We start from the raw sequence: 12,947 nt of genomic DNA on the forward strand, positions 1-12,947 counted from the left end.
CGCGATGCCATAGCGTTGGGCGCATGTCCAGCCACCCACCCGTCCCCGCGCCGGACGCCTACTGGCGCGAGCACCTGCGGCCGCAGGACGCCGCCGCCCACGCCGCCGAGGCGGACCGTGCCGCGGCGCTGGAGATCGACGGCCTGCACGAGCGTTGCGCCGAGCTCACCGCCGCCCTGACCCAGGCCCGCGCCGCCATCACCGTGCGCCACCAGCTGCTCACGGACCAGTCGGTAGCACTGGAGAAGGCCCGAGCCAGTGCGGACCAGGCGCAGGCCGCGCTGACGGAGGTCCTCGGCTCCCGGCGCTGGCGGGCAGCCGGCGCCGTGGCCGCCCTGGCCCGTGTCCCGCGCGCCGTCCTCAACCGCCTGCGCGGCGCATGAGCACCGTGCTGCTGAGCGTCGTGGTCGCGGTCGGGCCGATCACCGACCAGGTCGACGACGCCCCTCGGACCGCCCGCGAGGACGCCGTCGCCGCGACGGAGGGCTCGTTCGAGGCGCAGGGCGACGGCCCGTGGGAGCTGGTGCTCACCGAGGGCGCCGGTTCTCTGGCCGCTCGGTTGAACGCCGCCGTGGCACGCACGACCGGCCGGTTCGTCGCCGTCGTCGAGGCGGGCGACCGGCTCGAGCCCGGTGCGCTGGCCGCCGTCGCCGGCATGATCCGCGCGCGTGAGGGCGGCGCTCAGGAACCGGGCGTCGTCTACACGGACGAGCAGTGGGAGGGCGAGGGGGCCGCCGGCATCTTCATCAAGCCCCGGTGGGTGCCGCGCTACCTGGAGGGTTACTCCTACCTGGGACGGCTGTGCTTCGTGCGCCGTGACCTGCTCGACGCCGCGGGTGCCTGGCGCGACGACCACGCGCCCGTGCGGGAGTGGGACCTGCACCTGCGCGTCACCGAGCTGACCGACGACGTCGTTCACGTGCCGGTGCTCGGCGTCGCCCGCGTGAACCCGCCGGCCGACGACGTCGAGGCGCGCGAGGCGGGGCGGAGAGCGGTCACCGCCCGCTATGACCGGCGTGGCGTGGCGGCCACGGTGGAGCTGACCGGTGAGGGGGACGAGCCGGGCGGCTTCGTCCGCGTGTGGCGCGAGAGCGGCACCCCACTGGTGTCCATCGTCGTCCCGACGGCCGGCGGGCGGCGGCGCGTGCGTGGTCAGGACCGGGTCCTTGTCGAGAACCTGCTGACCTCGCTGCTCGCGCGCACCACCTACCCGGCCTGGGAGATCGTGCTGGTGCCCAGCGAGGGCACGCCCGAGGACGTGCTCGAGCGCTGCACCGCGCTGCTCGGGGAACGGCTGCACGTTGCTCCCGTCGCCGGCCCGTTCAACTTCTCCCGGTCGGTCAACACCGGCGTGGCCGCCGCGGCAGGCGAGCTCGTGCTCCTGCTGAACGACGACACGGAGGTCCTCGAGCCGCGCTGGCTGGACCGCATGGTCGCCGTGGCCGCCGAGGAGGGCGTGGGCGCGGTCGGGGCGAAGCTCCTGTTCGAGGACGGCCGCATCCAGCATGTCGGGGTCACGTTCGACAACGCCGGGCAAGCTGGGCACGCGTACATCTTCGAGCGTGAGGACGCCGGCCACTTCGGGTCCAAGGTGGTGGACCTGGACTACCTCGCCGTCACCGGCGCATGCCTCCTGGTGCGGCGGTCGGTGTACGAGGAGGTCGGCGGCTTCACCGAGGCGCTGCCGCTGAACTACAACGACGTGGACTTCTGCCTCAAGGTCGTCGCCTCCGGCAGGGGAATCGTCTGCACGCCGTTCGCCCGTCTCTACCACTACGAGTCGAGCACCCGGGACACGACGAAGACTGCCGATGAGGCCCAGGCCATGGACTGGTGGTACCCGCGAACGCTGACTGACCCCTATGTGAACGTCCGCGGCCTGGGCTGACGGCTGGTTCCCGCCACCGGCAGCGGGAGCCGCCCACAGCGACGACTCGCGACCCGCGCCGGGGTACGGGATAACTTCGACCACGCCCGCGCCGGGGAAACTTCGTCAGGCTCTGCCTGATGGACTTACCCCGATCGAGGCGCCCCGGCACGCCAAGACGGGCCTTCCACCAGGCCTGCCACGGCGCACCCGGGACCACATGGTCTGGGCGTGTCCTGCCACCCACGCGAACGCAAGGCGATCGCTACCTGGCGGGCCACCTCGCACGGCGTCACGACGACGTGTCGCCACCGGTAGCGCAGCGTCAGCTCGCTTGCGCTGATCGACACCGCGTTGTCCCGCCAGACGTCCTTGTCGGTGCGACCGAACGGGTGGGCCAGCTGACCGTCGAGCTCCACGCGGACCAGCAGGCCCTTGTACACGCAGTCCGCGCGCAGCCACAGACCGTCAAGCACCTGTCGCAGCTGGAGCCGCGAGACAGGGAGACCATGAGCACGCTCGATGCGGTGATAACGGTACTCGAGCGTGGACTCGACACCCCTGGCGATCACCTCCAGGAGCTCGCGCAGGAGCGCTCGGTGGCGAAGTCTGGGCCGTGCGTGGACCGCACGGCGAAGCTGCTCGAGGTCGGTGTTGTGCTGCAGCGCGCCGCACACGATGCTCACGACGCTGTCCTCGTCCGCGGCCTGGTGATCGGCCATGTCCAGCACCGTGTCGATCATGTTGACGGCTCTCAGCCGCCCCCATGACAACGGCATCCGTTTTCGGCGGCATACGCGCAGACCGGGCTGGCGCCTGACCTTTCGGCTGTGCGTCACACTGACGTGGATCACGTTGCCCGGTCGGTCGAGCAGTCCGCGGTGGAACGCGGCGCTCGCATGACTCAGTGCCGCTCCTGGCCCGGCGTACAACAGCGCTGCCCGAGCACGGCTGTGCCATGACAGGCGCCCGGTGTACACGACAAAAACCCCGGGGAACACCCGCTGCCAGCGCTTCGAGTCGACCTGGCGCGAGATCCAGTCCGGGGAGCCCCCCAGAGCGAGGACCTGCGCACGGGTGATTGCACCGTCCTGTCGCTGAGCCAGCTGATCGATCTTCTCGACGTTCGCTCGAGGAGCCATCACGCCAGGGTGCGGCCGGCGCCCACCACCAGGTGATCGACCCTCGCGATCCTGTGGATGAGCTGGCAAGACCGGCCCGCCTACGGCTGGGCCGGCAACCTGGGGCGTCCCGGAGGGGAGCCGGAGCATCGGCCAGCGAGGCCGAGTAGCGCCCTGCTCCGGTCTGGTGGGGCCCGAGCCGGATGATGGAAGGGCCAAGCCGGAAGATCGGGGAACATCCGTCAGGCCTTGCCTCACATTGTTTCCCCGATCGGGCCGACGGGTGTGGCAGCGCCGGAGGCGGGGCGGGAGCCAGGCAGCGCGCCGACGGGCCGGCAGGGAGCCGGGCAGCCGCCGCAGGTGATGGTCCACCGGCAGCCACCGCCCAACAGCTCCGCGCGGCACCTTGGCGCCCCGGCGCGGACGAGTCAGCGGCCCCGCCGCTTCGCCATCCGCCAGCGGATCTTCCCGACGACTGCCCGCGGCCCGCCCTCGCGCAGGTAGTGCAGCACGGCGAGGGCGTCCAGCCGCGCCCGGGTGTACCAGGGCAGCGTCCCGAACTCGGGTCCGCGCAGCCGGTCGGCGTCCCGCGCTCGTCGGGGGGCGCGGCAGAACGCGAGCAGCGGCTCGAGCACCACGGGCCAGGTGTACCGCTCGGCCACCCGCGCCACGTTCGCCCGCGCGGCGGCGTGTGCGTCGTCGTCCAGGAGGAGAAGCTCCAGGGCGTCGGCGAGCGCGTCGACGCCCTCGGTGGGCACCGTGGCGCCGAGGCCCTCGGCGGCGACGAGGTCGCCGAAGGTGTCCCCGGCCGAGCACACGATGGGCAGGTCGGCCCACAGGTAGTCGAGGATCCGGGTGCGGAAGCTGAACGCGGTCTCGATGTGCTCGAAGTGCGCGCTGACGCCGATGTCGGCGTCGAGCAGGTAATCGGCGCGGCGCTCGTAGGGCACCCAGTCCTCGTTAAAGAACACGTGGGTGCCGGTCAGGCCCAGCTCGTCGGCGAGGCGACGGGTGCGGGTGGCCATCGCCATCTCGGGCACGTCGGGGTTGGGGTGCTTCATGCCGAGGAAGTACAACCGCACCTCGGGCACCCGCTCACGCACCCGGTCGACGGCGCGCAGCACCGTGACGGGGTCGAACCAGTTGTAGACCCCGCCGCCCCACAGGACGACCTTGTCGTCCGTGCCGATGCCCGGCACCACGCCCTTGATCGCCGGCGCCTGCCGCTGGGGCGGCGTCGCTGCGGTCCCGAACGGCACCACGGTGAGGAGGCTGCGCAAGGAGGGGTCGGCGTCGTACGTGTCCGGGTTGATCCGGCCGGCGACGCCGAGGTGACCGAGCCAGAGGTCACGCTGCTTCTCCGAGGCACACATGAAGAGGTCGCCGCGCGCGGTCTGGGCGGAGAGCTCGCGCAGCGCGTTGGCGAGCGACGCGTTCCGCTCCTCCACCGGCTTGTAGCGCTCCACCTCGAGCGACTCGAGGTGGAAGGGGTCGTACAGGTCGAGCACGAGTACCTGCGGGCACTGCTGCAGCCACGCGAAGGTTTGCATGACGAAGCCCTGGATGATGACGACGTCGGCGCCGTCCACCTCGGCGCGGAAGTCCCCGACCGTGATGTGGGCGGTGTCGAAGCCGACGCCGGGGCGCTCGCACGCACCGAAGGTCACCAGGCGCACACGGTGCTGCTCGGCGGCCAGGGCGGTGGAGATCTCCCAGGCACGGATGGCCGGCCCTGCCATCCGCTCGGCGAGGGTGTCGAGCGTGACGACGAGGATGCGCTGGGCGCCGATGCGGGCGTCCGCATGCTCCGCACGCGCGTCCGCCGGCGCGACGACCTCCCTCGCCGCACCCATGTCCCCCGCCGCGCCCATCAGCGCGCCTCCACGTCCGCCGCCTGCCAGCGCGACGGCGTGTGCATGTAGCCGCCCCACCAGCGCTGCTGGCCGCTCTCCACGCTGAACTTGGCGCTGTCGCGGACCTGGTCGTACACGTGCTGGGTGGTGGAGTCGGTGATCGAGGTGACGACCACATAGCTGCCCGGGGCGAAGGCGACGGCGTCGGCGTGGCAGTCGATGTAGCCCGGCCCGTGGACGGTGCCGAGCCGGGGCCCGTGGTCGAAGGTGTTCGACGCCCACAGGTACGTGCCGTCGGAGCTCTCGATCGCGCACCCCATGACCGGGTTCTCCACCGGCTCGTGCGCGTCGTAGTGGATCCGCACGGTCATGTCCTCGCCGGAGACCACCGGGCTGCCCGAACCCTGCCGCCCGAACACCTCCACCCGGCCGACGGTGAGCTCGCCGGAGCCCCAGTGGGTGCGGCCGTGCTCGTCCAGCCGGGTGGAGTCGTGGGTGGAGTCCATGTAGGACTCGAGCACGCCGGCGGCCGGGCCGACCGCCTGCAGTTTCCCGCCGGCCAGCCACGCGGCCTGGTCAGCCATGGTGCGAAGCGACGGCATCGAGTGGCTGACCACCACCACGGTGCGGCCCTCGCGCCGGAAGTCGGCGAACTTCGCCGCGCACTTCTCCTGGAACGCGGCGTCACCGACGGCGAGGACCTCGTCCACCAGCAGGATCTCGGGATCGACGTGGATGGCCACCGAGAAGCCGAGCCGCACGTACATGCCGGACGAGTAGTTCTTCACCGGCTGGTCGATGAACTGCTCGACGCCCGAGAAGCCGACGATCTCGTCGAACTTCGAGTCGATCTCGGGCTTCGTCATGCCGAGGATCGAGCCGTTGAGGTAGACGTTGTCCCGCCCGGACAGCTCGGGGTGGAACCCCGAGCCGACCTCGAGCAGGGCCGCCACCCGTCCGCGGGTGACGATGCGCCCCGAGTTGGGGTACAGGATCTTGGCCATGCACTTCAGGAGGGTGGACTTCCCGGAGCCGTTGTCCCCCACCAGCGCGAAGGTGGAGGCCTCGGGGATCTCGAAGGAGACGTCCTTGAGGGCCCAGAAGTCCTCGTGCACCGAGCGCCGCCGGCGCATGACCGCGGCCTTGAGAGTCTGGTTGCGCTCGTGGAAGATGCGGAACTTCTTCGAGACGTCGTCGACGGTGATGGTGGCGGTGCTCACAGTGCCTCAGCCAGCCCCTTCTCGCTGCGCTTGAACAGCGCGTAGCCCAGGAAGAACGCGCCCAGGCTCCAGGCCGCGCAGGCCAGCGCGGTCGACAGATCGGGCCAGCGGTTGTCGTACAGGAGGTTGCGGAACACCTCGGCGAACTGGCCGATGGGGTTGAGCAGATACAGGTCCAGCAGCGTCACCGAGCCGAACAGCGGGCCCAGGCGCTCGGACTGGTCGGCCACCAGCGAGACCGGGTAGACGATCGGCGTCAGGTAGAACCACACCTGGAACAGGATGCCCACAAAGTGCTGGGTGTCTCGGAAGTGGACGTTGGCCACGGACAGCATCAACGAGACCCCGGTGGCGAACAGCGACATGAGCGCCATGAACACCACGACGAGCGGGAGCCACACCAGCGCGTTCGAGCCCACGATCAGCAGGGCGAGCACCAGCACGACCATCTCGATGGACCAGCTGAACATCCACGAGAACGAGTTGGCCACCAGCAGCGCGATGCGGGGGAAGTAGACCTTCTTGATGAGGTTCTCGTTCCCCACCAAGGTGCCCATGCCGCCGTTGACGACGTTCGTGAAGAACGTCCACGGCAGCAGGGCGCAGAGCAGCCACAGCGCGAAGATGTTGAGGCCGCTGGGGTCACCGGGGTCGGGCTGGACCCGGATGATGAAGGCGAAGACGACCGTGTAGATCGCCATCGCGGCCAGAGGGTTCGCCAGCGACCAGAGCTGGCCGAGCGCGGTGCGCTTGTACTTGCCCTTGATCTCACGGCGCGTGAGGTTGAGCACGAGCTCGCTCGAGCCCTGCAGGTCCTTCACGATGCCCAACGGCTGCCGCCTCCCTCTCCGGTCCCGGTCACCAGGAGAACCCGGCCCACCGCTCCGGACAGATTACGGCACGGCAACGGCCGTCCTCCCGAGCGGGTGGGAGCTGTGTCGGGACTCACCCGCACGCCGTGATCCGGTACACCCGCGCCGGCCCGCCCTCGGCGACGAGATCGAACCCGGTGGTGGTGTCGACGTCGTACAACCCTGGGGAGTCCTGCGCCCACGCCTGAGGCCCGGAGTCGTCGGCGTAGAAGTACTCGATCCCGTCCTCGGCAACGATCTCGCACACCTTCGGATCCGACCGCAGCTGGCCGAAGTGGGCCTTGAGGTACGACTGGTCGGGGTCCCAGCTCGAGGGGTTGACGTGCGGGATGAAGGCCACTGCCCCGCCCACCGACTGGACGAACGCCGCCCCGTTGCGCGGGTCCCCGAGCACGACCGCGTCGTCCGGGAGCACGTCGTCGAGCGAGCGGATCATCGTCAGCTCCTCGGTCGAGGCGTGCGCGGTGGTCAGGATTCGGTCGGGCTGGAACCCCCAGGCCGTCCAGCCGTTCTGCCGCTCGTCGTACCGGAACGCGCCGGAGGTGACGAATGCCAGCGCCAGCACACCGACCATGACGACCGGGGCCAGCCAGTCGCGGGTGCGGCCGTGGCGCGCACCCGCCCGGGACTCGGCGAGCAGCCGCTGCGCGGCCCGTCCCAGCGCGACGACCCCCAGCGCCCCCAGGACGGCCGCCACCGTGGGCAGCATGGCGAAGGTGCGGTCGGCGGACTTGTACCAGAACCCCGCCAGGTCCCGCAGCACGTTGTTCGGCCCTGCAGCCACGACGTAGATGCCCAACGTCAGCAGCCAGGACACGGCCAGCCACCGGGTGCGCACGGACATGGCGGCCACCACGACGCCGATGAGCACGAGCGCCGCCACGACGACGTTCGCCCACGGACTTGTCCACCCGATGGTGGTGGAGAACGTCAGCCCCCGGAACAGGGCGAGCCGACGCGACCCTTCTACTGCCGGGAAGGCCGCCATCGCCTGCAACGCGGGCACCGTGTAGACGGCCACCACGAGCGCGAGCGCGACCGCGGGGGCGGCGCCGGCCGCGACGACCGCGGCGGCGCGGTGCCCCAGCCGCCACTGCCGGAGCCCCCGTCGGGCGCCGACCTGGCCCAGGTAGGGCAGCACGAACAGCCCGAGCACCGCCAAGCCGGCCGGCTGGGCGGCCACCACCCCGGCGCACGTGACGACGGCGGCCAGCCCGCCTCGCAAGGCGTGACCCGGCGACCGGTCGGTCCGGGCGCGCTCCACCACGCCCACGACCAGCGCGACCGCGCCAGGGGCAAGCGCAATCGCGAGGCAGTAGGGGAACATGCCCTGCAGCACCAGCAGGTTGGCCGGGAAGATGAGGAAGGAGGAGGCCACCACGGGCGCCACCGCCGCAACCGCGCCGTCGCGCGGAGCGACCGCACGGGCGAGGGCCACGATGCCGACCAGCCACACCGCCAGGGCGGTGAGCAGCATGAGCATGTTCGAGGCCACCACCACGGAGGACAGCCGCGCCCCGAGCGCGACCATCGAGTGCCACACCGCGGGGTAGAAGACGCCCGTGCTCGACCCGTACATCGGGTCCAGGCCCCCGAGGGAGGAGGCGTTGCCGGTGCGCAGGACGGTCTCGGCGGCGTTGAGGTGGAACACGGGGTCGTAGATCTGCTGGACGGCGTCGGGCCGCCCCATCCCGTTCAGGTAGGCGCCGGCCTGCACCCCCGCGCCCACCGCGAGGCCGATCCCTACGAGCGCCCACGAGCGGGGCGTCAGGGGTGGGAGCGACACCGTGCCGGGTGGGAGCACCCGTCCCAGCAGCGCGCACAGCCCGAGCACCACCGCGAGCAGGAGGACCACCGGGGCCGGGGTCCACGCCACGCCCACGACGTCGAGCACGACCGCCCCGAGCGCGAGCACCGCGACCACCGCGGCGGGCGCGCCGGCGACGGCGAGGACGCCGCGGACCCCGAGCAGTCGCAGACCGACCCATCCCGGCAGGTACAGGAGGGCCAGGAGCACCGTCGCCGTGGGTAGTGCGTCGATCCAGCTCATCGTTTCCGTCTTCCGGGCCGGGCCGAGCGCCAGGTCCGCGATCGATCATGCCCGATGGCCGGCCCTCCGTGGTGCGGGCACCCTCGACGACGGCGGCTCACCCCCGTGCCGGCATCCCTACGGACGGCGCACCCCCAGGGAGTCGGTGCCGTCACCGTTCCAGTCGCCCACCAGGATGAGGTCCTCGGCGCGGCCGTAGACCACCTCGAAGTCGGCCGGACCTGTCGCCACCGTGTTCTTGATGTAGTACCGGGCGCCGCGGCGCACGGCGAGGGTGTCGCGACCGTCGCCGTCCCAGTCGCCGGTGAGCACGGTGTCGGCGGGGCGGCCGTAGGCAACCGTGTAGTCGGCCACCCCGGTGGCGACGGAGTTCTTCACGAAGTAGATCGACCCGCGGCGCACACCGAAGGTGTCGCGCTTGTCACCGTCCCAGTCCGCGACGAGCACCTCGTCCCCGGCACGCCCGTACGCCACCACCTGGTCCGCCGGCCCCGAGGTGATCGAGTTGCGCACGTGGTAGATCGCGCCGCGGCGCACGGCGAAGGTGTCGGTGCCGTTGCCGTCCCAGTCCCCCACCAAGATGTCGTCACCCGGGCGGCCGTAGGCGATGACGGTGTCGGGCTCGTTGTAGGTGTTGGAGTTGGAGATGTAGAACGTGCGGCCCACCCGAGCGGCGAGGGTGTCCACGCCGTCGCCGTCCCAGTCGCCCACGTAGATCTGCGCGGACTTGTCCCCGTAGCGGAACTGGGTGTCCGCCGTCGGCCCGAAGTCGTTGTTGAGGTAGAAGAGCTGCAGAGCCTGGCTGTCGACGGCGCGGGTCAGGCTGGGCAGCCAGGACTGGATCGCGTTGCCCGGGCACGTGGTGGCGCCGACGTCGCGGTGGCCGAAGATGCGTGCGAGACCGCGACCCTTGGGGGTGTAGGCGGTGCCGGGCGAGGTGATGCCGCTGGGCGTGTCCAGGTCGATGCCGGCGCGGGCGAACTGCCAGGCGATGACGTTGGCCATGGAGTTGAAGATCTCCCGCGGCGGGCTCACCTTCGTGTAGTCGCCCATCGCGGAGATGCCCAGGGTGCCGGTGTTGTACCCGCCGGCGTGCGCCCCGATGGTCATCTTCCCGGCCGGCGCGGCGAGCGAGCCGGTGCGGCCCTCGAACACCCGGCCCCACTTGTCGACGAGGAAGTTGTAGCCGATGTCGCCCCAGTCGCGGGTCTCGGCGTGGAAGAAGTAGATGCCGCGCACGATCGAGGCGGACTGGGCCGGCGTGTAGTCGTTGGTGCCGGCGGTGTGGTGCACGACGGCAGCCTTCAAGGTGGCGTAGCCCGGCCGCCAGGACATGATCTTGGGGTCCGCCCCCCAGCCCGCGCGGCTGGTGATGGTGGGCCTCGGCACCGTCGCTGCGGCGGGCATGACGCCGGCCATCTGCGCGGCGGCGGTGACGCCGGAGGTCCACGCCGCCGTGCTCGTGGAGGACGAGGGGCCCAGCGCGGCGGAGCTCGCCCCTGTCACGGCTGTGCCCAACGACACCGGTGCCACGGTGGCCGCCGGCTGGGAGACGTCGCCGAGCAGACTCCGGAACGCAGCGGGCTCGGTGGTGGCGGTGGGCTCCTCGGTGGGCAGCTCGGCCGGGGGCTCAGGGGCCTCGGTGATGACCTCTTCGGCGGGCTCCGGGTTCGCCGGGATGAGGCTGAGCTCGAGGCCGGCCGGGAGGGCACCGGCGTCACCGGTGACCTGGAGCTGAACAGCGTCCGCGCCGCCCGTGACGAACGGGTCGGTGCCGGCCTTGACGCCCGCTCGCGCCTCGCCGGAGTCGAGGGCGTCCTCCGCCTCGGTCTCCAGCCACTGCGACCACTCGCCGTCCTCGAGGACGCGCAGGAACACTCGCGCACCGGTGGGCAGGCGGTCCTGGGCGTCCCAGGTGAGGCCGGCCACGAGGAACTCCTCGGTGGCGATCGGAGGGGTCAGGACCGCGATCTTGTCGAGGTCCGCATCCGGGTTCTGGGCGGTGGTGGTGGCGGCGGTCAACGTGCTGCCGGGCGCCGCGTCCGCCAACCCGCCTAGGCGCACCGTGGCGAGCCCACGACCGGCCCCGCCGCCGTGCAGGCCGGCTGCGGCCAGTGCCGCAGCCGAGCCGGCCGCACCGGTCGCACCGGTCGCACCGGTCGCACCAGTCGCCGCCGGAGCATCCGTGCCGAGCTGCTCCAGCCCTTCCTCGGCCACCGCAGTGCGCCGGCCTGCAAGGTCGGTGAGCGAGATCACCGTGACCGGCGCGGCCGGTCCGGGGTCGTCCGGAGCGGTGTCGAGCGGCAGGGGCAGGTCGTCCGCGGAGGCCTCGGTCACGGGCGGCGCGGCCGCGGCGGAAACAGCGGCCGGCGCCCCCATGGGGGCTAAGAGCAGGAGCGACGTCCCAAGAAGGGCAGTGGTACGGGGAAAGAGCAAGACGATCGACCTCGCATGGGGAAGACAGGCGCGAGGGGCCCGACCTCGGACCCAGCAGGCCCCCCGCGTTCGACGGTACCTTGACCCCATGCAGATTTCGGTTATTGGTTGCGGCTATTTGGGTGCCGTGCACGCGGCGTGCATGGCCGAGCTCGGTCACGACGTCGTCGGCATCGACGTGGACGCCGCGAAGGTCGCGTCGCTGTCCGCGGGACGAGCGCCGTTCCACGAACCAGGCTTCGAGGAGGTCCTGGTCCGCAACATCGAGGCCGGGCGCCTGCGCTTCTCGACCGACTACGCCGACCTCGCCGACGCCCAAGTGCATTTCATCGGCGTCGGCACCCCGCAGGTGCCGAGCGGTTACGCGGCGGACCTGCAGTACGTCGACGCCGCGGTGGACTCCGTGATCCCCCACCTCAAGGCCCACCCGGACGGCCCGACGCTGGTGGTCGGCAAGTCGACCGTGCCGGTGGGCACCGCCGCCGCCCTCGCGAAGCGGATCGCCGCCGCCGGCGACGGCGTCCATCTCGTATGGAACCCGGAGTTCCTGCGCGAGGGCTTCGCCGTGCAGGACACCATCGCGCCCGACCGCATCGTGTACGGAGTGCCCGCGGACGAGTCGGCGGCTCGTGCGTCCCAGGCGGTGCTCGACGCCGTCTACGCGGACCTGCTGGAGCGGGACATCCCGCGCTTGGTCACCGACTACGCCACCGCCGAGCTGGTCAAGGTGGCGGCCAACTCCTTCCTCGCCACGAAGATCTCGTTCATCAACGCCATGGCGGAGCTGTGCGAGGCGACCGGCGCCGACGTCACCCAGCTGGCCGAGGCCATCGGATTCGACGACCGCATCGGCAAGAAGTTCCTGCGGGCCGGGATCGGCTTCGGCGGCGGGTGCCTGCCCAAGGACATCCGGGCGTTCATGGCCCGCGCCGGCGAGCTGGGCGTGGACCAGGCGCTGACGTTCCTCCGCGAGGTCGACGCCATCAACGACCGCCGCCGGGACCACGCCGTCGAGCTTGCGCGCCGGGCCGCCGGCGGCACGTTCCTCGGCAAGAAGGTCGCCGTCCTCGGTGCCGCGTTCAAGCCGGACAGCGACGACATGCGCAACTCCCCCGCGCTGGACATCGCCAACACGATCGCCGGTCAGGGCGCCGAGGTGGTCATCACCGACCCCGCCGCGGGCCCGAAGCTCGCCGAGCTGCGGCCGGACATGAGCGTGGCCGAGGACGCGCACGCTGCCGCGGCCGGCGCCGACGTGGTGATGCTGCTCACCGAGTGGCGTGAGTTCCGCGACCTCGACCCGGTCGCGCTCAAGGCCGCGGTGCGCACACCGTGGATCATCGACGGACGCAACGCCCTCGACCCGGCCACCTGGCGTGCCGCCGGCTGGACCTACAGCGGCATCGGCCGCCCCTGACCCGCCCACTTCTCCGCGAGACGTCAAGTCCTCCGCGACATGTCATCCTGCCCGGCGCGCTGCCGAACTCGCTGACGTTCCTAGCCACGGCTGACATCGGGTGCGGCGCCC

The 12,947-nt window shown here is 71.6% G+C and carries 9 protein-coding genes; 3 read left to right on the top strand and 6 right to left on the bottom strand.

The genetic code is table 11. The features are described from left to right. Window positions 1-23: 23 nt before the first annotated feature. Both FE374_RS14170 and FE374_RS14175 read left to right on the top strand, forming a co-directional pair. Entirely contained in the window at window positions 24-383 is a 360-nt protein-coding gene (locus tag FE374_RS14170; protein ID WP_139929848.1) for a hypothetical protein, read from the top strand. After that, the gene (locus FE374_RS14175; protein ID WP_139929849.1) at window positions 380-1,888 is read left to right on the top strand and encodes a glycosyltransferase family 2 protein; all 1,509 of its coding nucleotides are present in this window, start codon (window positions 380-382) and stop codon (window positions 1,886-1,888) included. The genes FE374_RS14170 and FE374_RS14175 overlap by 4 nt, the downstream gene beginning before the upstream one ends. Before the next feature lie 125 nt (window positions 1,889-2,013). Here the strand turns inward: FE374_RS14175 and FE374_RS14180 are convergent, their stop codons facing one another. The 6 genes from FE374_RS14180 to FE374_RS14205 form a co-directional block, all read right to left on the bottom strand. After that, window positions 2,014-2,589, bottom strand: a complete 576-nt coding sequence (locus FE374_RS14180) for a hypothetical protein (protein ID WP_139929850.1) — start codon at window positions 2,587-2,589, stop codon at window positions 2,014-2,016. Between the two features lie 827 nt (window positions 2,590-3,416). Then, on the bottom strand, window positions 3,417-4,859 hold the full coding sequence (locus FE374_RS14185) for a glycosyltransferase (RefSeq protein WP_230978325.1): 1,443 nt from the start codon (window positions 4,857-4,859) through the stop codon (window positions 3,417-3,419). Further along, complete coding sequence (locus FE374_RS14190; protein WP_230978326.1) at window positions 4,859-6,061, bottom strand: ABC transporter ATP-binding protein; 1,203 nt, start codon at window positions 6,059-6,061, stop codon at window positions 4,859-4,861. The genes FE374_RS14185 and FE374_RS14190 overlap by 1 nt, the downstream gene beginning before the upstream one ends. Beyond that, a complete protein-coding gene (locus FE374_RS14195) occupies window positions 6,058-6,882 on the bottom strand; it encodes an ABC transporter permease (RefSeq protein WP_230978587.1) in 825 nt (274 codons plus the stop codon). The genes FE374_RS14190 and FE374_RS14195 overlap by 4 nt, the downstream gene beginning before the upstream one ends. A 124-nt stretch (window positions 6,883-7,006) precedes the next feature. Further along, window positions 7,007-8,983 carry a DUF6541 family protein gene (locus FE374_RS14200; protein ID WP_139929852.1) on the bottom strand — a complete coding sequence of 659 codons (1,977 nt, stop codon included), beginning with the start codon at window positions 8,981-8,983 and terminating at the stop codon, window positions 7,007-7,009. 117 nt (window positions 8,984-9,100) lie between these two features. Next, the gene (locus tag FE374_RS14205) at window positions 9,101-11,320 is read right to left on the bottom strand and encodes a peptidoglycan recognition protein family protein (RefSeq protein WP_139929853.1); all 2,220 of its coding nucleotides are present in this window, start codon (window positions 11,318-11,320) and stop codon (window positions 9,101-9,103) included. A 187-nt stretch (window positions 11,321-11,507) separates the two neighbouring features. Between FE374_RS14205 and FE374_RS14210 the strand changes: the two genes are divergently transcribed. Then, entirely contained in the window at window positions 11,508-12,836 is a 1,329-nt protein-coding gene (locus FE374_RS14210) for a UDP-glucose dehydrogenase family protein (protein WP_139929854.1), read from the top strand. Window positions 12,837-12,947: the final 111 nt, after the last annotated feature.

Source organism: Georgenia yuyongxinii (genome assembly GCF_006352065.1).
In the GTDB taxonomy this organism is placed as follows: Bacteria; Actinomycetota; Actinomycetes; order Actinomycetales; family Actinomycetaceae; genus Georgenia; species Georgenia yuyongxinii.